This is a genomic window from Paenibacillus sp. JCM 10914 (assembly GCF_001315105.1).
GTDB lineage: Bacteria > Bacillota > Bacilli > Paenibacillales > Paenibacillaceae > Paenibacillus_AQ.
Genome location: NZ_BAZR01000006.1, coordinates 121,217 through 146,586 on the forward strand (window position 1 = coordinate 121,217; position 25,370 = coordinate 146,586).

The window sequence follows — 25,370 nt, forward strand, 5'->3', positions numbered from 1 at the left end:
TGAATAGACCAACCGTGGACAGCGGGCAGGTCTATTATTTTTTTGTAGGAAGCTATGAGCGATTACGCATTCAGAAAATATTCAGACCACTGCGATATAGTGGGAGAGGCGTGCCTGGCAAGGCATGGCGAAATGAATGAAAGAGGTGAATGCGTAATGCGAAGGAAGTTTTGGCGACAGCTTCCATGTTATTGGCGATGTTGCTGTTGCTAAATCTGTTGTTCCCCCACGGATGGGCCAGTGCAGATACCGATATGGATGCTCCGTTAAATACATCGGGGCAGGGAAGTCTCATCACGCAAAACATCATCACCGGCATCATGATTACAGATAAAGACGGCACGGATATTTCGGAAGATGATGTGCGATTGGAACAGGGAGCACGTGTAAGAATCGATCTAGGCTGGGAGTTGCCTCTCAATCATGGCTACAAGGAGGGGGCAATCTTTGCGTTCAGCCTTCCAGATAAGTTCAAAGTGGATCGGGTCCTGGAAGGAGATCTGGAAGGCGGTGTAGGAACGTATGTCGTAACGCCGGAAGGTGAAGTGACGTTTACGTTCAGTAAGGAAATTGAAGACAATGAGCAATGGACCGGCAATTTCTACGTACAGAGGGAATTTGACGAACGTAAATTTTCGGGCGGAACCCGGCAAGAGATCGTGTTTGATCTCCAAGGCGATTTGATCACGATTCCGGTTCATTTCAAGAACAAGCATGCTAGCGAAATCGATAAAACAGGAACGCTAGACAAGCCGATGAACCCGAACCACATCAAATGGACGGTGGATTTCAACAAAGGTGAGCGGGTGATTGAGAACGCCGTGTTTAAAGACACGCTGCCTCCAGGCCTGGAATTGGATGAAGATTCAATTCAGGTATACGAACTAGAGGTACAACTGGACGGAAGCGTTCAGTTAAAGGGGCAGCTTACCGAGGGATCCGAGTATAGCAAGCTTCTGAATGCAGACGGATTCCAGTTGGAATTCGGCGGAACGATTAACCATGCTTACCGTGTCGAGTATTCCACACGGATCATGGATCCCAAGGATGATACATTCATCAACAGCGTGGAAGTGACAGGTTCCAATCTGTCGGATTCGTTGAAGGAAACGGCCAATGTGGAAGTGATATACAGCAAGCCGCTGGAGAAGAAATCGACGGGATATGAAGCTAACTCCCAGACGATTTCATGGGCCATTCAATATAACTATAACGAACAGCGGATCGAACAGGACCAAGCATGGATCGAGGATGAATTCGACACCAGCATCCAGGAACTGGTCGACAGCTCGTTCACCGTATACAAAATGAGGATTGAAGATAACGGAAGTGCAAGTGAGACAGGCGAAGTCCTTGGCAGAGATACGGATTATACGGTATCGAAGACGCCAACGGGATTCAAGCTGCAGTTCGAAGAGGACATCGACTCTGCCTATGAGATTCGATATCAAACGAAAGCCTCGGTCCGGGTACATGATAACGACAGGGTGGACAACACGGTTAGAATGCCGGACGGGACGGAAGCTACCGCGGGCCGGGACATCAGGCAGGTCATTTTCTGGAAGACCTATACGGGAATTAACTATGCCGACAAGACCATCGATTGGAAGCTAAGTCTCAACGATGACGAGAAGTCGATGACCGGCGTGGTGATCACGGATAGCTATGCGGGTGAGCATATGGAGCTTGTCGCTGGAAGCCTGGCCATAACCGATGGACAGAGTGGACGCCAGTTGAGCGAGGGCTCTGATTACCGGCTCGAGCCCGATCCTGACTATGGTTCCGGCTTCAAGATTACGTTTATTCAAGATATCTCTACGAGTCATGTGATTACATATGCCACGACATTTGATCCGACGGCCGGTTCTAAGCCATCATACCGCAACACGACCGGCTTGGCCTGGAACGAAGGCACGCCGATCGGGCTGCCAGCCGTTTCGGCGCCGATGGATGCTTATACCACAGGCAATGGAACCAAGACCGGCGCATATGACGCGACAACCAAAGAGATTTCTTGGACATTGATTGTGAACTATAACCTTTATGAAATCGATCAACCCATCGTGCGTGACTTCTATACGGGACCTCAGAAATTTGTAGAGGATTCCTTCGTAGTACAACCGTTGGAATTGACAGGTAACGCAAACGGAGTATCTCCGATCGGATTGCCGCTCGCTGAGGGAACCGATTATGCGTTCCGCTCGCTTACGGAGAACGGCAAGGATGGTTTTGAATTGACGTTTGCTGGCCCGATCAATTCTCCGTACCAGATCACGTACAGAACGAGCCTGGATCAACTTCCGGTCGCTGAAGAGTACCGCAATGAGGCTGAGATGCATGATGCGGCGAATCCAGGGGCCAAATTGTTCGACAAATCAGCGACGGTTCGTCCCCGATATGGTGGGGAGTTTATCCAGAAGAGCGGCCGTCAAGGGGCTGGAGCGGATCAGGAGTTCGCTTATTGGAGCATTGGAATTAACCGCGGTCAGTCTTACGTTGAAGAAGCGATCGTGGAAGATACCTTGTCCTCGAATCAAATATTGATTCCGGATTCATTCCGACTTTATCGAACGATCGTGGCGAAGAACGGGGCGTTGACCCAAGGCGCACTTGTTGATGAAGCCGAGTATAGCTTGGAGATTGAGGGTAATGCGTTTACCCTGAAGTTCCATAATTCGATTGAAGAAGCCTATATGCTGGAATACAGCTCATTTATCAATGCGGATGACGGAGAATCGGTCAGCAATGATATCTCATTTGCCGGCCAGTCTGTGGGTGCCATTCAAGAAGGCCAGGAGGAAACCATCCGGATAAGCTTCTCCGAAGCCGGCGGCGGAGCGCATACGCCTGGAAAAGGCAACTTGACGGTGAAGAAGATCGATGCAGCGAACGGGACACCACTGGCTGGTGCGAAGTTCGGACTGTATGACAGAACCGGAAACACGTTGCTGCAGATCTTGGAAACCGATGAACAGGGAGAAGTTATTTTTGAAGATTATAGTTATCGTGAATATATTCTGAAGGAATTGGAAGCTCCGGCCGGGTACCTTATCGATGACGAATACCGAGATGGTCACAAATTTGTCTTCTCGTCAAGCCATTCCGGGATCACGGTTAACAATACGAAGGGCAATTGGGATGTAGTGTTTACCAAATTGGATAAGGACGATGCCCAGAAACAGCTGCCTGGCGCTGTCTATAAACTGCAGAGAACCATAGGTGGAGTCACCGAAGATGTGTACGGCGGAAGAGAATGGGAGACGGATCATAACGGGCAAATCCTGCTTGCGAACCTGGAGCCAGGTAGCTATCAGTTTATCGAGACCAAAGCGCCAAAAGGATACAAGCTTAATCCCGATCCGATCCCGTTTACGATCGAAGTCAATCAGATTGCACCGAAACAGATCTCAGCATCCAACGAAATCTATGTCGGTTCGGCCCGTCTGACCAAAACGGATGCCTTCGACGGAACGCCGCTGGACGGAGCTGAATTTGAGCTTCAAGATCTACATGGTAATCCTGTAGCTAGTGGTCTCACCACCGATACGGGTGGTTCAGTGTTTGTGGATCAGCTCAGAGCAGGCTCTTACATGTTCGTTGAAGTGTCGGCTCCTGAGGGGTACGAGTTAACGACAGAGCCGTTAAGATTTGAGATTGTGGATGATCAAACCTTGGAGCTTTCCTTTACCAACAACATGATTACCGGTTCGCTGAAACTGCATAAAATCGAGGCTGGCCGCTTGGATATCTTGCTGAGAGGCGCCCAATTTCGTATTTTGGATAGCGAGAGGAAGCCTGTTCAAGATGCCAGCGGCGAAGAACTAACTGGGCTTGTGACGGATGAGACGGGTGAGTTTACCGTTCCTGGACTAAGGCCTGGCAAATATTATGCAGAAGAAACACTAGCTCCTGCCGGGTATAGGATAGGGCAAGCTTTCACGGAATTCGAGATTGTACAGGGAACGGAAACGGAAGTTACCGTTGAGAACATCCGTAGAATCAGCGGAGGCGGAGGCGGAGGCGGTATTGACCCTAATCCTCCAGTAGTCGTCCCACCGGGTCCGGTGACACCGGAGACGCCGCAACCACCACAACCGGAAATACCGGAGGTGCCTGGCACGATCGTAGAGCCAGGTACGCCTGAGGCGCCGGGGACTGGCATTGATCCGCAAGAACAGCCCGGGAATCCTGATGAAACTAGTACAGTGCCTCAACCAGAGGGAGAAGGGGCAGGGAATGTGAAAAATTCCAGTGAAGGGCCAACTGGTCATAACGGCCCTGAAGCGGAAGTGGATGAATCCGGAGACGGCAGCACGCCTGAAGCACGACCATACGGTAACGCTTTGCCTAAGACAGGGGAGGGAAGTCATCTTCTTCTTCAACTGGCGGGCTTTGTCCTGATTGTCCTCGCTGTATGGAGTTTTATCAGAAACAAGCGTCATGAAGTAAAGTCCATCTAAGTGAAACGAGGGTGTCTCCCAAGATTTAGATCTTGGGAGACACCCTTTTTGCTGTTTGAAGACGTTCTCTTGAAGAGTCTGGAGGTATTTTTGGTGAGAAAATCAGACGAAACCCTTAACCATTCGTGGGTGTGTTATAGTCAATTTAGCGAAACGCCGTGGGAGGTTGTGCGTAAATATTCGAGAAATAAGGATGAAAGGAATCGTGAAGCATAATTATGAGAGCAGCATTTAAGAAATTGGTAGAAACCCCATATTTTCACTCCATTATCATTGGTATTATTTTATTGAACGGCTTGGTCATCGTTGCCGAAACGTATGAAACGGGCAGTTTGTTTCTGTTGACCCTCGACAAAATTATTCTTGGAATCTTTGTAGTGGAGATTCTGATCAAAATCATCGGCCTTGGGTTTAAACGGTATTTCTCCAATGGGTGGAACTGGTTCGATTTCACCATTGTGGCACTCAGCCTGATTTTCTTGGCAACGCCATTTGTTAGTGCATTGCGTTTGGTGCGGGTGCTGCGGTTATTCCGAATGATTCCAGCCATTCCGTCGCTGCGCAAAATCATCGACTCGTTAATCCGGTCGTTGCCAGCTTTAACAGGCGTGCTGGGGTTGACACTGCTGGTTTTTTCGATTTATGCGATTATTGGCACCACATTTTTCAGAGATGTGCTTCCATACGAGTTCTTTGGGAGTTTCCATAACTCTCTGTTCACATTACTGCAATTGGTGACGTTTGAGTCGTGGGCAGGTCAGGTAGCTAGACCCGTCATTGAGGAGATGCCATGGGCTTGGATTTATTTTGTTTCGTTTATTATCATCGGCGCACTCATTATCTTGAACCTCGTGGTTGCCGTCATTCTCAGTTATTTGGGGCAGGACGACGATGCGGTACGGGACCAGACACTCGATCGGATGCTGAAAGAAAACATGGAACTTAAGAAAGATGTTCAAGAAATCAAACAGCTCCTGCTTGAGCAAAAAAAATCAGCACGTTAGACAATATAATGTGAGGGTAAGTGCGTAGGTCAGCACTTGCGTCACCGATATACAGCGCGAAGGGCCATCCATCAAGGGTGGTTCTTTTGTAAATATTCGTATAAAGAATTGGTTCGGGTGCATTTTTTTCATTGGCATCGGTCATGAGAATTTCATACAATACTAAAGGGAGCTAATGGCGTGTATTCCTAGCTCTCTTTACAGGTTTGAGATACATATATAGCTTGTCGTTAAAATTTAGCGGCTTTCAAATCACATTTAACTATCATATAATAGTAAAATATATATATTCAATAATTGAACTAGCAAAGATGCGTGATTCTGGCAGCACCAGGCGGCATCTTTCATCAAATATAAGTGTGTAAGGACGGTAAACATGAGCAACCAACAAACTGAAACAGACGTTATCTTAATTGGTGCCGGTGTCATGAGCGCAACGCTCGGAACCATGCTGAAGGAATTAGTGCCGGACTGGAAAATAACCGTATTTGAAAAGCTGCCGAGTGCAGGCGAAGAGAGCTCAAACGAATGGAATAATGCCGGAACCGGTCATGCAGCCCTGTGTGAGCTGAACTACACGGCAGAGAAGCCGGATGGCTCCATCGATATTACCAAAGCCATCGACGTGAATGAGCAATTCCAGGTTTCGATGCAGTTCTGGTCTTACCTGGTGAATGCCAACTTGATTCGCAACCCGCAAGATTTTATCATGCGTCTGCCTCACATGAGCATGGTCCAAGGCGCACAAGATGTCGCGTATTTGCGAAAGCGCTTTGAAGCCATGTCGAAAAATCCATTGTTCCATGACATGGAATTCTCCGATGATCCAAGCCGATTGAAGGAATGGATTCCGCTCATTATGAAAGATCGCACATCCAATGAACCGATCGCAGCAACCAAAAGTGACTCTGGTACGGACGTAAACTTTGGTGCTTTAACGCGCATGCTGTTCAGTCACTTGAAGAATCAGAACGTCGATATTCGCTATCAGCACAGCGTGAATGATCTCAAGCGTACGAGCAATGGCTCGTGGGAATTGAAGGTGCAGAATCATCACGGTCAATTGGAACGCCATACGGCTAAATTTGTCTTTATTGGCGGCGGCGGAGGAAGTCTGCCGTTGCTCCAGAAATCAGGCATTCCGGAGAGTAAGCATATCGGCGGATTCCCGATCAGTGGACTGTTCATGGTATGTAACAACCCTGAGGTTGTAGCGCAGCATCATGCCAAAGTGTACGGTAAGGCAAAGGTAGGAGCGCCTCCTATGTCTGTTCCGCATCTGGATACCCGATTCATCGATCATCAGAAATCGCTGCTCTTCGGACCGTTTGCCGGCTTCTCGCCCAAGTTCCTTAAGACGGGTTCGCTGTTCGATCTGTTCGGTTCAATCAAGCCGAATAATATGTTGACGATGCTGGCAGCAGGCGCCAAGAATTTGTCATTAACCAAATATTTGGTCCAACAAGTGATGTTATCGAAGGAGAAACGCATGGAAGAGCTGCGTGAATTTATCCCGAACGCCAAAAGCGAGGATTGGGATATGCTCGTAGCGGGCCAGCGCGTTCAGGTCATTAAGGATACGGATATTGGCGGTAAAGGAACACTCCGTTTCGGTACCGAGGTGGTCAGTGCGGCTGACGGCTCGATCGCAGCCTTGCTCGGCGCTTCTCCAGGCGCTTCCACGGCTGTGTCCGTCATGCTCGAAGTCATTGAGAAATGCTTCCCGCAGCATGTTAAAGCGTGGGAGCCGAAACTAAGAGAGATGATTCCTTCTTACGGCTTGTCGCTCGTGGAGCATCCGGAACTGATCCAAGATATGCATGCTGCCACAGCGCAGGCACTGGGTCTAAACAGTAATTCAAAGCTTCAAATCGCGCGTTAAGGGGCTCTAGTCCAATACACACATCCCATGAGAGCAGAACAGCCAGGTTCTGCTCTCTTTTTATGAGGATAGGAAGCTGTAGTTCGTGCCGTTTAAGGAGGGGGAGTCATGTATATCGTATCGGAGCCCAAGTCGCTGTCCGATCCTCAGATTCAAGCTCATGTGAAGGAAGAAACCGGATCTTGGCCTCCCGGGTACCTAGATTTTCTAAGGCGAGTCGGGCAAGGGACGTACAGAGGATGGATGAATGTGCAGATACCAGATCCGGAGGTATTGAAGCCGTTTGCCGAGTACGGGTTATGGGAGTTTGACGCAGACAGTCCGATTACGGAACAACAGATTGGCGACTGTATCGCGATCGGTACGACCGTGGACGGCGATTTCCTGGCCGTACACCCTCAGACAGCTCAGCTGATCTGGCTGCCTCGCCATGAGGAGTATTTAAGGGTGATATCGCTGCTGCAAGCCGGAGAGCAAGATCATGAATGGCCGTACGCATGGTGCTGGATGAAATATATCGTCAGGTGTATGGAAGCAGTCAAGAGGGAGTCGTTTATTATGATCCGTGGACGGGTACGCGGAATCATTTCTTTCTGCAATTGCCCCCCGGACAGAACCAGCTTTCGCTGCCCGAGCTGGCCGGCATGTGTCGAGCGGCCTTTCTGCCAGATCAATCCCATGAGAACCCCTATACTTGCAGTTTGTTCTATCAGAAGCTTGGGGGCTATGTAAGATTTAATTATGCGAATCGACAGGAGGTCGCTGTCTTTTACGAGCAGGGTGCACAGCAGGCGGTTACCGTTATGAAACAGTGGCTCCTGTCGAAAGGATGCAGGGGGGAAGTATAATAGAGAAGATTGCCTTATGTGGAATGTGCCGATAAGTCCAGGGTTTAATGAAATTATCCAGCCTACTCATCCCCCAGTAAACACAAGATGCCGCTTCGAACTTTCGAAGCGGCATCTTTGGTGTGCTGACTTATTTATTTCCCTTACGTACTTTTAACAGCTTGCCTTTCACCGTGGTGTTCTGCATCATCTCGAGAACCATGGGACCTTTGCCATTGAGGATCTCCACATCGGTCACAAAATCAAAAATGGTAATGATGCCGATGTCGTCCGCGGTGATCCCGTCCAACTTAGCAATCGTTCCGACGAAGTCGACGGCGCGAAGCTTTTTCTTTTTGCCGCCGTTGAAATTTAGCTTCATAATCTGCTTGTTCAACTGTTCACGCTTGTCTTTTTTCAGCTCAGGCTGGATATTCAACTTACGTTCGAACGCTTCCCGATGGATATCCACCTGTTCCTCAGAGGGAGCGTTCATCTTCGGAATGGCAAATCCAATATACGCTTCGATATCGGCTAATCTTCCGGCATCCCTCGGGGAGACGAGAGTTATGGCACTGCCGGCGTGACCCGCTCGCCCCGTACGTCCGGTGCGGTGAACGTAGCTCTCCTTTTCCAGCGGGATATCGTAGTTCATGACGTGGGTGATATTGGAGATATCGATCCCCCTGGCGGCCACATCGGTCGCAATTAGATAGCGGAATTGCCCTCGCCGGAATGCATGCATTACCTCGAAACGCTCTTCCTGTTCCATGCCGCCATGAATCCGATCGCACGGATACCCGAGATCGGCCAGTGCCCGAAATAAGGTATCTACATGCTCTTGCGTCCGGCAAAACACAATGCAGCTATCCGGATTTTCAATAATAAGCAGATTCTGAAGAACGGCGAGTTTATCGGCCTCTCTAACCTGGACTTGTGCGTGTTCAATCGTCGCTGTCGTGAGTCCGCTTGCCTGAATCTCGATCTGCTCCGGGCGATTCATATACTTATGGGCCAATTTAGCCACATCCTCAGGAAACGTAGCCGAGAACAGCATGGTTACCCTGTCGCGCGGGAGCGCTTGAATGATCGTCTGCACTTGCTCAATAAAGCCCATGTTCAGCATCTCATCCGCTTCGTCAATGACGAGATGCGTGATCCGATTTAGTGACAATGATCCGCGTTGAATATGGTCCAGAACGCGCCCTGGTGTGCCGACAACGATATGTGTTCTTTGTTTGAGCTCGGCTTTTTGCATATGAAATGGATGTCTACCATACAGAGGCGTTGCCTTGATTCGTTTAAAACGTCCAATATTGGTAATGTCTTCGTTGACCTGTAGGGCGAGTTCACGGGTGGGGGTTAGAATTAAGGCCTGCGGCTTATTCTCGTTCCATTCAACCTGCTCGCAGAGCGGAATGCCGTAGGCGGCGGTTTTGCCGCTGCCGGTCTGGGATTTGACCACAAGATCCCGTTTCTCCAGCGCAACCGGTATGACCTCTGCCTGCACCTCGGTTGGCCTCGTATAGCCAAGGCTATCGAGCGCTCTCCTAATCTCTTCACTTAATTGATAATCTGTAAACTGCTTCTCGCTCATCGTTAACCTCATCTGCGTTATATTCGAATACCTATATATACAGGTCGATACCATGCATCTATCGTATACTTATCTATTATACTCGGAATCTCTTGATTGTATTTGGTTTATCCAGAAATCAGGGGTGGCACTACTACCTCTGCATTAGCTTGTTCTTTTCAAGTGAAATGATTTCAATGAATTTGAAGGATGGCGACGGTTTCTGCGCGCTTCGTACGTCTTATATTAAGAGTCTGGCTAGAGGAGGTGCGAGTGTCTATATGGCAACAGAATCTGTGGATCAGGTGGATAAAGGCGATGTGGCGGATGTGTTCAGCGAGGTGGTCAGTAAATATGCCAACGCCGTGTACGGCGTAGCGTATGGGAAGTTAGGGAACTACCACACGGCACAGGATATCGCGCAGGAGGTCTTTATTAAGACCTTTCGGCATTTATCTAATCTGAAGAAGCCTGAGAAGCTTGGTAATTGGTTGTACGTTATTACCGTTAGAGAATGCATCGATTGGTTCAGGTCCAGCAAAAACAAGATGCTGCATGAGTGGACGGAGAAGGCTGAGGAAGCACAGGCCGAGACGGTTGAGGATCATTTGCTGCGACAAGAACTACGTCATGAAGTCTGGAACGCTTTGAACACCTTATCGGAGGTTAACCGTACGATCATTATCCTCTATTACATGGATGAGTATAAGATTAGAGAAATCAGTGAGTTTCTCGGATTATCCGTCGATGCAGTAGAGAGCCGACTCCGCCGCTCAAGAAGGTTATTGAAGAAGGAGATGCTGTGTATGGTGAATGAAGATCTGAATCAGAACAAGTTGAACGATGAGTTCAAGAAGCGGGTATTCCAGGATGAGAGGATGTCCCAGTCTCAATTCCACCGAGTTGTCATGGGGGAAAGCGATTTTGAGGATATCGATATGTACAGCACCCGATTCAGCAACATCAATTTAGAGGGATCTCACTTGGAGAATATCAATATGAGCCGATCCATTTTTCGCGACATCAACATGCATCAAGTTAGATTTGATGACGTGGGCTTGTGGGAGATTGAGGTCCATCATTGTGAGCTGGGCGGTGCCTACTTCCACGATATCATGAAAAAGGGAGAGGGCAATCGGTTTGAGAATTGCGAATTAAACGGAACGATCTTCCTGAATTGTAATCTGTCGAACGTGGATATCAAAGACTGCGATATATCGGGTCTCACCATTAACGGAATCTCGATCCAAGCGCTGTTAGAGCATTATAATAATTCTTAGAATTTGCGAAAAAGGGCCATTCCGTGAAGGGGATGGTCCTTTTTCGCAAAAATTAATTCTGGGCCAATCTTATTCCTTCAAATGGGCCGCCAAATACTCCACGGTTCTATTTGTCCGCACCTGAGCATACTGCCAGATCATCGCGCCTGCGATGCAGCCCGATTCGCGTAACTTCGACGAAACTCGTGTGGATTTGACCGAAAATTCACCGGAATGACTTGATATTTGCAGCCTGTCCCTTAGAATGTAGAGAGAAGGAAGTCAAGCGGGGGAGTTTGTTAACATGAATGAAGTATTGATACGAAATAACGTGAAAGTCATGGGTTCGGGTGAGCGTACGCTCCTGTTTGCACATGGGTTTGGTTGTGATCAAAATATGTGGAGATATATAACGCCGGCATTCGAGCAGGACTATCGCATCGTTCTGTTTGATTATGTCGGCTCGGGCAATTCGGATCAATCGGTTTACACCTCAGAGCGGTATAGCAGCCTGGACGGCTATGTACAGGATGTGTTGGATGTAATCGAAGCACTGAAGCTGCAAGATGTCGTATGTATAGGCCACTCTGTCAGTTCCATGATCGGGATGCTCGCCTCCATCCGTCGGCCGGAACGATTCGATCGATTGGTGATGATTGGGCCATCCGCCCGATATTTGAACGATGACGGTTACGTCGGGGGCTTTGACAAAAGCGATGTGCTGGAGTTGTTGGCGATGATGGAGATGAATTTTGCGGGATGGGCAAGCTTCCTTGCACCGATCGCGATGAATAATCCAGAGCTGCCGAAGTTGACGAAGGAATTGGAGCGAAGCTTCATTCAGGCCGATCCGGCGATTACCCGGGAGTTCGCCGAGGTTACCTTCTTCTCTGACTGCCGCCATGAGTTATCCCGGGCTACCGTCCCTGCCCTAATTATGCAATGCTCCGATGACAGCATTGTCCCGATCGCGGCCGGCGAATATCTGCACCAACATTTGAACAACAGTACGTTCCGTCTCATGGAGGCGAAGGGCCATTATCCGCATATCAGTCATCCGGAGGAAACCGTAGCATGGATTCAGGAGTATCTGAGGTAAGTTTACTGCAATTCGTTAAGGCCCCGTACGGAAAGGATCGAGCGATAAACGATGGATGAGCGATTGAAATATGCACCATGCGGCTATGTTTCCATTACCCCCAAAGGCATCGTGCGAGAGGTGAATCGGACCTTTCTTGATATGTTGGGTTACCGGGAAGAGGACGTGGTGCAGCACCATGTCGAGGCGATGATGTCAACGGCGAACAAGCTGATCTTCCACTCTTACTTCTACCCTCATATCCATCTAGATGGCCATGTAGAAGAACTGTTCATTCGTTTGAAGAATAGCCGCGGGGAATCCATACCATTCATTCTTAATGGACGAAAGTTTGAGCAGCACGGCCAGGAATGGCTGGATTGCGTGCTGGTACAGATGGGAAAGCGCATCGATTACGAGCTGGAACTGCGCAGTGCCAAGAAGCAGATCGAAGAGGCTTATTGGGAGAAGGATCGGGCGCTTGGTGAGCTGAAGCATATTCACATGGAGATTGAACGGAAGCAGATGGAGCTGATGGAGATTAATGCCGTGTTGGTCGAACTGTCGAACACGGACAAGCTTACAGGGCTGAAGAACCGTAGATATTTTCAGGAGAAGCTCGAGGAGCATGTGCAACGGTATCGACAGACACAGCAGCCGTTCTCGTTATTCCTGATCGATATCGATCATTTCAAGCGCGTGAACGACACTTGGGGACATGCGCAAGGGGACGAAGTTCTGTCGAGTGTGGCGGGCATTCTGCTCGCAAGTGCTCGTGAGCAGGATATCGTAGCGCGTTATGGCGGGGAAGAGTTCGTCATGATTCTGCCAGAACTGAATATGGAGGACGCACGTGGCGTAGCAGAGCGGTTGCGACTCGCCGTCCACGATTCGACCTGGGACATGGGAAGCATAACGATCAGCATAGGAATGACCACAGCCTCCATGGATGATCAAGAGACATCGTTGCTGCACAAAGCCGATCAGGCCCTCTATGCCTCCAAGCAAAACGGCAGGAATCGGGTTACGCATTATATGGATCTGGCGTATCACCCACAATCTTTAAGCAGATGTCGCGCGGATTCTTAGTACCTGACAAGAGCGTTGACACATAGAAATAGGCATGTTACGATTGGCTAAATTTACAATGGACGGAGGGTTACGTGTGTTAAACTAATGATTCGATTGTTACGGTGCACAAATCTAATAGATCGATATTGGCTATGTTTCTGTGTGTAGTAATCGAAGAATGGTTTACCCCATGGTAACCTTGTTTAGCTTGACATATGCGGGAGATGATCCATCGACGGACATGTTCTGTTTAGGCGGGCTGACATATAGAAAATGAAATGTATGGCACACATGCATTTATTTTCTGATTCTCGATTACGGCAAACACAGGCGCCAAGCCTGTGTTTTTTTATATTTATTTTTCGTAATGGAGGAATATACGATGACAGAACAACTCTTTACAATCAATCAGGTGGAAATATGCACGGAAAGCTTCGGTCATCCTGCAGATCCAGCCCTTTTGCTCATGATGGGAGCCCAATCTTCAATGGTATGGTGGGAGGATGAATTCTGCGAACGACTGGCGAATGCGGGGCGCTTCGTCATCCGTTATGATAACCGTGATGTGGGTCGTTCTACGGTCTACGAGCTCGGACAGCCGGGTTACACGTTTGGGGATATGGCCGATGATGCCGTGGGCATATTGAATGCTTACGGTATCAAGCAGGCACATATTGCCGGCATGTCCATGGGGGGCATGCTGACCCAGTTAGTAGCGCTCCGGCATGCCGAACGCGTACTAACGGTTACCCTGATCGCCACGTCTAATTTTGCACCGGATCTTCCTCCGATGGAGGAGAAAGTGATGGATTTCTTTGCGCATGCAGGAGCGGTGGATTGGTCTGATGACGAGGCGGCGATTGAATTCTCCGTAGGCAAATGGAGGGTGTTGTCCGGCTCGAAGTATCCGTTTGATGAAGAACGGATTCAGTATCTGGCACGGAAAGAATTAGCAAGAAGCCATGCTTACGCCAGTATGAACAATCACGGGCTAGTGGGAGGCGAGCTGTCCGATTTGGCAAGGATCGCCGACATTCACGTACCTGCTCTGATTGTTCATGGCACGGAAGATCCGATTATTCCATATCCGCACGGATTGGCCTTGGCTGATACGATTCCGAACGCGGTCCTGCTGACGCTGGAAGGCTCAGGTCATGAGATCCATCCCGCTGAATGGGATTCGGTCATCGATGCGATCATTCAGCATACTGCGGTAATAACTTTAGACTGATCTGCTATATTTCAATATCAGAACGAGCCGCTATAAGCAGAGGCTCGTTCTGTTGGTTTTCGTGGTTGTCTTTCTCCTTGGTTGGAGAAGACTACATGGGTAATGGTATAATTGCAGAAGGTATGATTTCAGTGGGAGGCATGAGTGATGAACGAAGAATTGTTGCAACAGCTGGAAGACTGGCATGAGGAGGATGAATTCGAAGAAATCGTCGAAGCGATTATGGCGATTCCTGCCAAGGAACGGGATTACGAGCTGGTTAGCCACCTGGGCCGGGCGATGAATAACCTGGAACGTTATGAAGAAGCGATTGAACAGTTTCTGCGGATTAAGAAAAAGGGACAGGATGACCCGCTCTGGCATTATCGCATCGGATTGGCGTACTACTATCTAGATCGATATGAAGAGGCCCGCGTTGCTTTCGAAGCAGCGGACCGGCTGGAACCTGACGATGAAGATACGCTGGAGTTCCTGGAATGGATTCAGGAGAAGACAACGGAAGGTGCACGCGTGGAGGAGACGCCAAGCGTGGAGCCGCCTGTGGCGGCTTCTGCAGATGCTACGGGTTTCTGGAACGATATGGACCCTGCTGCTGCGAGTTATGTGTCAGCCCCGCCAACAGATGAACTGATTGAATCCGTGCAAGAGGAACTGGTCTTCAAGCTGCCGGAATCTTACATTCAGCTGATGAAGTCGCATAACGGAGGCATCCCGCATCATCGGTTGTTTACGGTTCCTGAAACGGAGCAGCAGATACAGATCTCCGGAATCCTGGGCATCGGACGGGATCAGAAGAAATCACTGTGCGGTAGATTAGGGAGCCGTCACCTCATCGAGAGCGGCGGATACCCCGAAGTAGGGGTCGTTATCTGCGATTGCCCTTCGGAATCTGAAGTCGTTATGCTGGACTACCGTTCATCGGGGAATGATGGCGAGCCTGAGGTGATCCATGTGGATCGGACGAATGATAACAAGATCACCAGACTCGCCTCCAACTTCGATACCTTTATCCACGGATTGGCGAATGCGTGAGCAAGTAAGGCGGGCGAACTTGTACCATTTTAGTGAGGAAGGCAGTATCGATCGCTTTATTCCTAGAGAGAAGCAGAACCGGCCAGATGTTCCAGCAGTGGTGTGGGCGATCGATGCAGAGCATGAGTTCACGTATTTTTTTCCGCGGGATTGTCCGAGGATCGTGTTAAGAAGACCGGAGCAGATCAGCGACAAGCATGCACAGCTATTCTTTAGCCATACCACAGCCAATTCGATTATCACGGTCGAACAGGATTGGTACGCGAGAATATCGGAGCAAACGTTATATCGATATGCCCTGGATGCCAGCACCTTTGAACTGTTTGATGCAACGGCCGGCTACTATGTTTCGCATCAGCCGGTCCTTCCCCTGCAAGTGGACGAGATATCGAACTTGATCGAGCGACTGTTGCAGAGAGGGATCGAGCTGCGCTTCACGACCAGTCTTTATCCACTTCGCGAAGCCATACTGGCTTCGGATTTCGACGGTTTCGGGATTCATAGATTCAACAACGCTAAGAAGTAACATCTAAAACATATCTGAAAAGAGCCACTCCAATAAGGGGTGGCTTATTTGTGGTTCATGAGGCATCCAGAAAACCAATGCATATTTTTTTATATCATGTTAGCATTCGAAGCGTAATCCATATGATCCAGGAAGGGAAGAGGAATCTATGCATATTGAAGTCGAAACGCTTCCGAATTTCCGCATCGCCTATCTGCGACAAGTAGGGCCGTATGGTCCTGCCAACATGCAAGTCATGGAAAAGCTGAAGTCATGGGCGAGAGCGAACGATCTGCTCACTGAGTCAGCGATCCTATTCGCTATTCCACAAGACAACCCGGAAACTACAAGGCCCGAAAGCTGTAGATTTGATGCATGTATCGTCATACCGCATGATGATCCATTGGACGGGGTTATCGCCGAAAGCGAATTTGCCGGTGGGAAATACGTTATTTGCAAAGTCAAACATACAGCAGAGGATATTCAGAAGGCATGGGTTGAGATTATACCGGCCCTCTATATCAAGGGTTACCAAATCGATAACAAACCCATGCTGGAACGATACACGGGTGAGTTGCTGAATAAGGGTTATTGCGAAATATGCGTGCCTGTTCTTTAGTCTAATCAAGCAAGCGGCAAGGCAGGAGAAATAGGCTTTGTTGCTTGCTCGATTTGTTGATCCCGAGGTCATAATTGCTCTTAGACGTTGCATACATAAAGAGTGAGAAATGAACTTGTGGACATGGGAGGCAGGTTAATGAGTAGCGAGGACAATGGTTGGTTTCAATTAGAAGGCAAATCGCCCTTGAAGAATACGCCGCCTAAACGGACGATATCCCATACAATGACACCAATATCTACCCAGGCATCCAAACCCGTAACTGAGCATGCAGCGAAGAGTTCTACAACAGCAGCAGCTTCGGCATCACAGAATGAGAACAATCAGAATACGAATACAATTTCTTCAATATCCAGCCATACTGAGGGGAAATCAGCAGCAGTCCCGCCTAGAGCGTCCAAACCAGGACCTTTGCAGGTAGAGTCTTTTCAGAGTCGGAGTCTTTCGCAATGGTCGGGGGATCTACCAGCCGAACAACATTCCCAAACAGTAGGAAGACGGGGGCCGGTACTGGAGCAGGACAATATTTTGCATGAAACGCTGGAGACGTTCGTCCATGAGAAAATCATCGAGAGACCTGTGCACGTCAAAGGCTTCGGGGCATTCGGATACTTTGAGACGGTTCATTCCATGTCCGAATATACGAAGCTTAGCTTTCTGCAACGCCCAGGGCAGCAGGTTCCGGTTACGGTAAGGTTCTCGCTTGCCGTCAGTACGAAGGGTACGCCGGACACTTCACGGAATGTACGCGGATTCGCGACCAAATTCTATACGGATGAGGGAATATTTGATCTGATCTGCAACCATATTCCTGTATTCTCTGTACGGGATGCGATTCGGTTCCCGGAATCAATCAAGGCTTTCTTGCCCTCGCCGACCAATAACCTGATCGATCCGGATCGCTTCTGGAGCTTCGTCGCCAGAGCACCCGAATCCATGCATTTTGTGGTTCGGCTCTACTCCGATGCGGGTACGGTCAAAAGTCTGCGCCACATTCCGGGTCATAGCGTGAACACCTATGTATGGAGGAACGCGCAAGGCGTAAGGCGTTATTTGAAGTACCGCTGGGTTCCTTTGGCCGGAGAGCAGTACATAGACAATCAGGAGGCTGCGAGGTTAGCCGGAGCGAATCCGGATATCGCAGGCAAGGATTTATATGATACCATCGCAGCGGGACAAAATGTCGAGTACGGACTGTACGTGCAGCTGATGAATCCGGATGATGAGGTTCATCTCCCTTATGATCCGCTGGATGATACCAAGGTGTGGGATGAACGGCGGTATCCACTTATACCAGTGGGCCGAATGGTGTTGAACCGCAATCCAGATAACTATATGGAACAAGTGGAGAAGGTGGCGTTCTCGCCATCGAATCTGCTGGAGGGGGCCGAGTTGTCCGATGACAAAATGCTTCAGGGACGCGCCAATATCTACTGGGATTCGCAGCGCCGGCGGATCGGCCCGGATTTTCGCAAGGTTCCAGTGAACCATCAGGAGAATGGATGGCCTGGTAACTTGGTGACCAGCGGTGACGGACGATATGTGGAGGGACATCTGGTAAGGTCTGATCTGGCCAAGCAGGACGACTTCATGCAGGCGGGCGAATATTATATGGAACTAACTCCAATGCAGCAAGATCATCTGGTCGACAACCTAGCTGGAGATCTGAGAGGCGTATCACCAGCCATACAAAGCACGGTTTTAGGATACCTGAATCAAGCATCTTCGGAGCTGGGGGAGCGGGTAGCCCGCCAAATCAAAAGGTAAAATCATGCGGATGGAATTGCCGCTCTCCCGGCATATTGCTTGGCTTATATACAAATTATCACATCCTAAAATATGACATATAGTGATACAATAAGTTCAAAAAGTTGGGGGAGGCTTTCATTTTGATAGGTCGTAGTGGGAATCCTACACTGAATGAGAATACGTTCGAGCAGAGTGGATATTACAATGGTCACGAGGCAATGACCATAGGCGGAACGGTGAATAAATCGTTCATGCTGTTAGCGCTGTTAATCGGAGCGGCGATTGTGTCTTGGGTGATGTTCTTTAATGGGCATGATGTATTTGCGTTTATGATCGGCGGAGCGATCGGTGGCTTCGTTCTGGCGATCATTATTAGCTTTGCACCCAAGACGCGCCTTATCTGGCGCCGATCTATGCGGTCTTGGAAGGGTTGCTCATAGGCGCTTTGTCAGCCATGTTTGAGTCCACCTATTATGGCATTACGCTGCAGGCAGCTTTATTGACGATGTGCATCTTTCTCGGGATGCTGATAGTGTACAAGACGGGCTTAATTCGGGCGACGGCCGGTTTCAAACGCGGCGTGATTGCAGCAACGCTGGGCATCGCGCTGGTTTATTTGCTTAGCTTCGTGCTAGGGATGTTCGGGTTGTCAGTCCCTTATCTGCATGACAGTACACCCATTGGCATTGGCATATCGATATTCATCATTATTATCGCCGCGCTGAACTTTGTGCTTGATTTCAACTTGATCGAAGAGGGCGCACAGCAGGGTGCACCCAAATATATGGAATGGTACTGCTCCTTCGGCCTCTTGGTTACGTTGATTTGGCTGTATATCGAGATTATTCGTTTGCTTGCCAAACTGGCTAATCGGAAGTAAAGGTCAGTTTAGTAGTATGCTTTGCTCCTTTATGGGGATATTTACAATATCCCATACACTAGAGGAGAATGAAAATGAATTATCGGAATGTTACCGTTGCAGGCAGCGGCGTGCTAGGAAGTCAGATCGCCTATCAGACGGCCTTCAAGGGCTTCCATGTGTCGGTGTACGATATTAATGACGAGTCGCTGGAGAAGGCGAAAGAGAGAATTATGGCTCTCAAGCAAGATATCAAGCAGATCTCGGTGCTTCAGAGGCTGAGGTAAATGCGGCTTATGACCGCATGACGTTCAGCAGTGACTTATCGCGCGCGACCGCCGAAGCCGACCTTGTGATTGAAGCGATTCCGGAAGTGGTGCAGTTGAAGAAGGACTTCTATCGAGAGCTTGGGGCGATAGCGCCGGAGAAAACGATCTTTGCGACGAACTCGTCAACCTTGCTGCCTAGTCAATTCGCAGAAGAGACAGGTCGGCCGGAGAAGTTTCTGGCGCTGCATTTTGCCAATGAAATCTGGAGGAACAACACGGCCGAGATCATGAAGCATCCGGGAACGGATATGGACGTGTTCCATGAAGTGATCGAATTCGCAAAGGCGATTGGCATGGTGGCTTTGCCGCTGCATAAAGAGCAGCCGGGCTACATCCTGAATTCGCTGCTGGTGCCGTTGCTGGAAGCCGCGCAGATGCTCTTAATTCGCGAAATAGCCGATCCGGAAACGATCGACAAGACCTGGATGGTTGCTACCGGTGCGCCGCTAGGACCCTTTGCCATCCTCGATGTCGTAGGCATTAATACGGCGTATAATATTGGGCATGCGAAGGCTCAGGCTACAGGGAATGACGAGTATAAGAAGGTTGCCGAATTACTGAAATCGGAGTACATCGATAAGGACAAACTTGGGAGGGCTACAGGGGAAGGCTTTTATACGTATCCGAACCCAAGCTTTGCCGATCCGGATTTCTTGAAGAGCTAATAAAGATGAACCATCAACAAAGCCCTTGGACTGTGTCCAAGGGCTTATTATTCGTATGGCTGTTTTAGGCGAGACCTTATTCAACATCATAACAGAACGGAAAGAAAGTTCTACCGTCTTTATCATTACATTTCTTTGACTGGCAGCGGCCTGAAGCTGCTGCATCGCGGGTTCTCGGATCAAGCGTTCGCGAGCAGGCTCGCGGCATACCATATTGGCAATATCCTGAGATTTGTACAAGAGTGGGGCTAGCACTTTTTCCATGGATCGATATCAGGGTGTTGATGTGGCATACTAGATATGGAAACATCCTAACTTTCCTCTATACGAACCTGACTTGTGTTTATATATAGGGTAGTGGTTAATTAACGATGCATCAAAAAAGGAGATACGATGACGAACAATCAAGCACAATCCAATATAGGTTGGAATTTCGATAACAGTTATGCCAAGCTCCCGCCCCTTATGTACACGATTCAGGATCCGACACCGGTGAAGTCACCCCGGATCGTCGTACTGAATGAGCGGCTGGCCGTCTCTCTCGGTCTAGACGCGCAGGCACTGCGTAGCGATGAGGGGACTGCGATGCTGGCGGGCAACCAGCTGCCGGTAGGAGCGACGCCGCTGGCCCAGGCGTATGCCGGACATCAATTCGGGCACTTGAACATGCTTGGAGACGGTCGTGCCGTCCTGCTGGGCGAGCAAGTGACGCCTGGTGGCGAGCGCGTGGACATTCAGCTAAAGGGCGCAGGCAGAACGCCCTATTCCCGCGGAGGGGATGGGCGAGCTGCGCTGGGACCGATGCTGCGCGAATACATTATCAGCGAGGCGATGCACGGGCTTGGCATTCCGACTACCCGCAGCTTGGCGGTTGTGGCAACTGGTCAGCCAGTCATTCGTGAGCGGGATCTTCCGGGTGCGATCCTTACCCGTGTCGCAGCGAGCCATGTGCGTGTGGGAACGTTCCAATATGTTCGCGGGGCGGGCACGGCTGAGGATTTACAGGTGCTCGTGGAATACACGCTGGAGCGGCACTACCCTCAAGCAGAACGTACAGATAATCCTGCACAGGTACTGCTTCGAGAGGTGATTCATCGCCAAGCTTCTTTACTGGCGAAGTGGCAGTTGGTCGGCTTTGTTCACGGCGTGATGAACACCGACAATATGACACTCAGTGGAGAAACTATCGATTACGGGCCATGCGCTTTCATGGATGCGTACGATCCGGGTACGGTGTTCAGCTCGATTGATACACAAGGCCGGTATGCGTATGGTAATCAGCCATATATCGCAGCCTGGAATCTGGCACGGTTGGCGGAAACGTTGCTGCCGCTTCTGCACGACGACGAGGAGCAAGCCGTTAAGCTGGCTGAGGAAGAGATTGCAGGCTTCACGGATCTTTATCATCAGTATTGGCTCGATGGGATGCGGGCGAAGCTGGGCCTGATGGATGAAGGAGCAGAGGATGAGTCATTGGTGGAGGCTTGCTCGCCATGATGAAGGAATATCATGCGGATTACACCAACACATTCCGCGAGTTAACGTTGGCCAGACCGGAGGCTACGCCTCTGTTCGGTACCTCTGAGTTCGGTTCATGGCATGCACGCTGGCAAGCCCGAGTGGCTGCACAGCCGGAAGGATGGAAGGGCTCGCAGCTTCTAATGAAGCGCACCAACCCGGCGGTTATTCCTCGCAATCATCGGGTGGAAGAGGCTTTGGCGGCGGCGGAGGATCAAGGTGATTACCAGGTCATGGAGCGACTGTTGGAGGTCCTCCTTGATCCATATGCGTATTCGCCTGAACAGGCAGAGTATGCATCCATTCCGGCTGCGAAGCAGCCTTATCGAACCTATTGCGGTACGTAGACGTTAGTGGCCAGGCATGGATCATAGCCTGGCCACTTTTTCGTCTTTGATCAGTGCCCCTCGCGCCGTCTTCGGAACGACTCGACATATGCATCCCGCCGAAACTGCAAAATGGGATCATCGGACAGCGCCATCCCTTCCGGCACAAGGGTAGGGTCCATGACCAGATCACTTGGCTCACGATCCAGGACTTCGGCGATCGTCAGCCATCCCAGGTCGATACGCTCCCGTTCCAGCGGCCATGCGCGAGTGGGATCGTTCGTCGGATCGCCTTCTTCTCCAAGGACAGCGATCAGTTGGAATACGGCAGAGCCTCTGCTCAAGCGATGCCGAAGCTCAACCTCTAGATAGTTCTCTGACTGCTGTGCTGCGTCTTTCATGGATAAGGTCTCAACGCCGGCAACAGGGACCCATTCGAATTTCACGGGACGTGAAGATCCAATGCTATCAATCCAATGATAGGCATGAATACAGAAGTATTGGCTGGTCACATAACTCGCGGGCGGCTTCAGATGCCGCACGGCCATCAGGCTCTCCTTGCTCTCGGCGAAATGCTCGATGATCTCCGCGATCAGGTCGATCGGTCCCATCTCCCCTTGCTTGGCCCGGTTCACGGCCTGAATAATATCCAGGAACGATTCGGGTGTTCGAGCGAGAAAGACCGGGATGGTTGCACCGACCAGATTCGTGACACTTCCGGATGGCAGCGAGAACTGCACTGCCATGCCTTTGGCCGGAGATAACAGATCGGCAAGCGTCGGGTCGGGAGAGACACCCGAGAATCGGACGATCGCCGGCAGATCCACCGCCTGCTTCTGAAGGTGCGGGGCCGCAGTGTACCGAGCGCCCTGCCCGCTCGGACGGAAGCTGGCCGAACAGCAGATCCCTTTGGCGTGAGCTCTTCGCGAACCCGGGTGCAGGCCGCCTACCTGTTCGATCGCATCGATGGTCTGGACCGTCAAGGCGGTATGATGGGAAATTTGCGGATTCAAGCCATCGTTCTGATGCGCTTTATCGTCGGTCATGATCTCATCCTCCTCTATTTTATATAGTAATCCTCAAGCATCCACTTTTTATGAAACGTTCTCCGATCTTGACACCCTTTTATCGCGAAAACTGAATTTAGGCTGGTGTATGACCATTGAATGCTATATAATATGGTTGTAAAATGAGACGGAGTTTCATCTAATGAAACCAATGCAGGCACGGTCGGTCGTTCAATCTGAATTTGATGAATAAACGAATGGGAGCGTGAATGGCAAGATGAACCAAAACAGTAAAGAGCGATTTTCAAGCCGGGTAGACTCGTACACAAAGTATCGCCCGAGTTATCCGCAGGAAGCAATGGATTATTTGTATGACACGGTGGGATTTAAGGCAGCCGACCCCATTGCCGATATAGGCGCTGGAACAGGGATTTTCTCGAAACTGCTGCTTCAGCGGGGGAGCCGGGTAATCGCCGTCGAACCGAATCAGGCAATGCGTGAGGCTGCTGAGCAGGAGCATGGGGGAAATCCGCGTTTTCAGATCGTACCCGGATCGGCCGAGGTTACCGGATTGCCAGATCAATCCGTGGATGGAATCGTGTGCGCGCAGGCCTTTCACTGGTTTGATCGGGAAGCCGCCAAGGAAGAGTTCCGGCGGATTGGAAGACCGGGTGGTAAGGTTGCGTTGGTCTGGAATTCCAGACTTACTCATGGAACGCCGTTCCTGGAAGAATATGAACAGCTTCTGCTCACATTCGGTACGGATTACCAAGAAGTCGACCAGAAGAATATTACGCAAGAGGCACTCTCGGCATTCTTCGAAGGAGAGATGCAGGAGGCGAAGTTCTTCAATCGCCAGACCTTCGATTATGACGGATTGAAGGGACGGCTGCACTCCTCTTCCTATGCGCCTGAACCCGGACATCCGAATTATGAGCCGATGATGGATATGCTGAAGCACATATTTGAGCGAAACGCAGAGCGCGGTCATGTGTTTTTCGACTATGAGACGCTTATCTATTGGGGCAGGGTTTAAGGAGAGGTTTACGTTTTACAGAATTGTAATGACAACGTACCCGTGCTATCGTAAAGATTGGAAGGACCGGTATTTCATTCTTTTTCCATATTCATAGCGGAGGTGCGGTTTATGAAAGCGCTATTTATCGGAGGAACGGGAACGATCAGCTCGGCGATTACGAAGCAGTTGCTAGAGGACGGCTGTGAGCTCTATCTACTGAATAGAGGCAACCGGAATGAAACTTTGCCCGAAGGGGTGCACACGCTGCAGGCAGATATTCATGATGAGGCTCGTGTCGCAGCGTTGATCTCGGATTTGCAGTTTGATGTAGTAGCCGATTTCATTGCCTTTGAACCGGCTCATCTGGAGCGGGATTACCGTTTGTTTGCAGGCAAGACCAAGCAATTCATCTTCATCAGCTCGGCTTCTGCTTATCAGACGCCATTATCGGATTATCGCATAACGGAAGGAACTCCCTTATCCAATCCATACTGGGGTTACTCGCGTAACAAAATCGCCTGCGAGGATTACTTAATGAAGCAGTACCGTGAAGCGGCATTCCCGGTCACGATCATCCGACCGAGCCATACGTATGACGAACGCTCTATTCCCCTCGGCGTACACGGCAGTAACGGCAGCTGGCAGGTGGTGAAGCGGATCATGGATGGCAAACCGGTTATTATCCATGGCGATGGCAGCTCTCTGTGGACCCTAACGCATAACACGGATTTTGCCAAAGGGTTCATCGGTCTCATGGGAAATATCCATGCCATCGGGGAGTCGGTACACATCACATCCGATGAATCGCTCACGTGGAACCAGATCTATGCGATCATCGCCGATGCGCTTGGCGTACCACTGACTGCGGTGCATGTATCTTCCGAGTTCCTGGACGCGGTGAGCACGCAGGATTTCAGGGGATCGCTGCTGGGCGATAAAGCAAATACCGTGGTGTTCGATAACAGCAAGCTGAAACGCCTTGTGCCAGACTTCGTTGCCACTACCCGTGCGGATCAAGGCATCCGGCAAACCGTTCAGCATATCCTGTCCCATCCGGAGCTTCAGCAGGAAGACCCCGAATTTGATATCTGGTGCGATAAGGTTGTGTCGGTATTGGAGCAGGCTAAGGCTAGCATCATCGGTGAAGAAGTACATGCTAATTCGTAATTGATAAAATATAAAGAACAGGGCTGCCTCAGAAGGTCAATGATGACCTTAGAGCCAGTCCTGTTATCATGAAGCGTCCTGTGCAATCAAGCACAGGCGCTATTTTATTGTGTTGGTACAGCCATATTAAAGACAAGGCTATGCTACAATGAAAGGATGGCCCAAGACGGCTGCTCATGTTCCACAAG

The 25,370-nt window shown here is 49.9% G+C and carries 16 protein-coding genes and 3 pseudogenes; 17 read left to right on the forward strand and 2 right to left on the reverse strand.

What is annotated here, in order from left to right; translation table 11 throughout:
• The first annotated feature begins 149 nt into the window (after positions 1-149).
• The 4 genes from JCM10914_RS10245 to JCM10914_RS10260 all read left to right on the forward strand — a co-directional run bounded on the left by JCM10914_RS10245 (position 150) and on the right by JCM10914_RS10260 (position 8,078).
• Positions 150-4,460, forward strand: a complete 4,311-nt coding sequence (locus JCM10914_RS10245; RefSeq protein ID WP_052019707.1) for an LPXTG cell wall anchor domain-containing protein — start codon at positions 150-152, stop codon at positions 4,458-4,460.
• A gap of 218 nt (positions 4,461-4,678) precedes the next feature.
• On the forward strand, positions 4,679-5,464 hold the full coding sequence (locus tag JCM10914_RS10250) for an ion transporter (protein WP_023960374.1): 786 nt from the start codon (positions 4,679-4,681) through the stop codon (positions 5,462-5,464).
• 346 nt (positions 5,465-5,810) lie between these two features.
• Positions 5,811-7,346, forward strand: coding sequence for a malate:quinone oxidoreductase (locus tag JCM10914_RS10255; RefSeq protein WP_269433874.1), 1,536 nt, complete (start codon positions 5,811-5,813; stop codon positions 7,344-7,346).
• A gap of 108 nt (positions 7,347-7,454) precedes the next feature.
• Positions 7,455-8,078 (forward strand): hypothetical protein, encoded by a 624-nt coding sequence (locus JCM10914_RS10260; protein WP_231638605.1) that lies wholly within the window; start codon positions 7,455-7,457, stop codon positions 8,076-8,078.
• Positions 8,079-8,324: 246 nt separating this feature from the next.
• On the opposite strand, the gene JCM10914_RS10265 is transcribed toward JCM10914_RS10260, so the two are convergent.
• On the reverse strand, positions 8,325-9,770 hold the full coding sequence (locus JCM10914_RS10265; RefSeq protein WP_023960380.1) for a DEAD/DEAH box helicase: 1,446 nt from the start codon (positions 9,768-9,770) through the stop codon (positions 8,325-8,327).
• Between the two features lie 260 nt (positions 9,771-10,030).
• Here JCM10914_RS10265 and JCM10914_RS10270 point away from each other — a divergent pair, with 260 nt between their 5' ends.
• The 11 genes and pseudogenes from JCM10914_RS10270 to JCM10914_RS10320 all read left to right on the forward strand — a co-directional run bounded on the left by JCM10914_RS10270 (position 10,031) and on the right by JCM10914_RS10320 (position 22,011).
• Positions 10,031-11,029, forward strand: coding sequence for a sigma-70 family RNA polymerase sigma factor (locus JCM10914_RS10270; RefSeq protein WP_023960382.1), 999 nt, complete (start codon positions 10,031-10,033; stop codon positions 11,027-11,029).
• 283 nt (positions 11,030-11,312) lie between these two features.
• On the forward strand, positions 11,313-12,107 hold the full coding sequence (locus tag JCM10914_RS10275) for an alpha/beta fold hydrolase (RefSeq protein ID WP_023960384.1): 795 nt from the start codon (positions 11,313-11,315) through the stop codon (positions 12,105-12,107).
• 51 nt (positions 12,108-12,158) lie between these two features.
• Positions 12,159-13,175, forward strand: coding sequence for a sensor domain-containing diguanylate cyclase (locus tag JCM10914_RS10280; RefSeq protein ID WP_023960386.1), 1,017 nt, complete (start codon positions 12,159-12,161; stop codon positions 13,173-13,175).
• Between the two features lie 364 nt (positions 13,176-13,539).
• On the forward strand, positions 13,540-14,388 hold the full coding sequence (locus tag JCM10914_RS10285) for an alpha/beta fold hydrolase (RefSeq protein WP_023960388.1): 849 nt from the start codon (positions 13,540-13,542) through the stop codon (positions 14,386-14,388).
• Between the two features lie 147 nt (positions 14,389-14,535).
• Positions 14,536-15,420: an SMI1/KNR4 family protein gene (locus tag JCM10914_RS10290; protein ID WP_023960390.1), complete on the forward strand. Its 885-nt coding sequence runs from the start codon at positions 14,536-14,538 to the stop codon at positions 15,418-15,420.
• A gap of 19 nt (positions 15,421-15,439) precedes the next feature.
• Positions 15,440-15,946, forward strand: coding sequence for a DUF6886 family protein (locus tag JCM10914_RS10295; protein ID WP_231638606.1), 507 nt, complete (start codon positions 15,440-15,442; stop codon positions 15,944-15,946).
• A 148-nt stretch (positions 15,947-16,094) separates the two neighbouring features.
• Positions 16,095-16,544 (forward strand): GyrI-like domain-containing protein, encoded by a 450-nt coding sequence (locus JCM10914_RS10300; RefSeq protein ID WP_023960394.1) that lies wholly within the window; start codon positions 16,095-16,097, stop codon positions 16,542-16,544.
• Positions 16,545-16,682: 138 nt separating this feature from the next.
• A complete protein-coding gene (locus JCM10914_RS10305) occupies positions 16,683-18,311 on the forward strand; it encodes a catalase (RefSeq protein WP_023960396.1) in 1,629 nt (542 codons plus the stop codon).
• Between the two features lie 122 nt (positions 18,312-18,433).
• Positions 18,434-19,173 (forward strand): annotated as a pseudogene (locus JCM10914_RS10310) (Bax inhibitor-1/YccA family protein).
• A gap of 74 nt (positions 19,174-19,247) precedes the next feature.
• Positions 19,248-20,146, forward strand: a pseudogene (locus JCM10914_RS10315) (3-hydroxyacyl-CoA dehydrogenase).
• Positions 20,147-20,539: 393 nt separating this feature from the next.
• Positions 20,540-22,011, forward strand: a pseudogene (locus JCM10914_RS10320) (YdiU family protein).
• A 50-nt stretch (positions 22,012-22,061) separates the two neighbouring features.
• Here JCM10914_RS10320 and JCM10914_RS10325 read toward each other — a convergent pair.
• Positions 22,062-23,036, reverse strand: coding sequence for a catalase family peroxidase (locus tag JCM10914_RS10325; RefSeq protein WP_023960410.1), 975 nt, complete (start codon positions 23,034-23,036; stop codon positions 22,062-22,064).
• A 238-nt stretch (positions 23,037-23,274) separates the two neighbouring features.
• On the opposite strand from JCM10914_RS10325, the gene JCM10914_RS10330 reads away from it, so the two are divergent.
• Together JCM10914_RS10330 and JCM10914_RS10335 are read left to right on the forward strand one after the other, a co-directional pair.
• Positions 23,275-24,033 carry a class I SAM-dependent methyltransferase gene (locus JCM10914_RS10330; RefSeq protein ID WP_036717616.1) on the forward strand — a complete coding sequence of 253 codons (759 nt, stop codon included), beginning with the start codon at positions 23,275-23,277 and terminating at the stop codon, positions 24,031-24,033.
• Between the two features lie 111 nt (positions 24,034-24,144).
• Complete coding sequence (locus JCM10914_RS10335; protein WP_023960414.1) at positions 24,145-25,182, forward strand: SDR family oxidoreductase; 1,038 nt, start codon at positions 24,145-24,147, stop codon at positions 25,180-25,182.
• Positions 25,183-25,370: the final 188 nt, after the last annotated feature.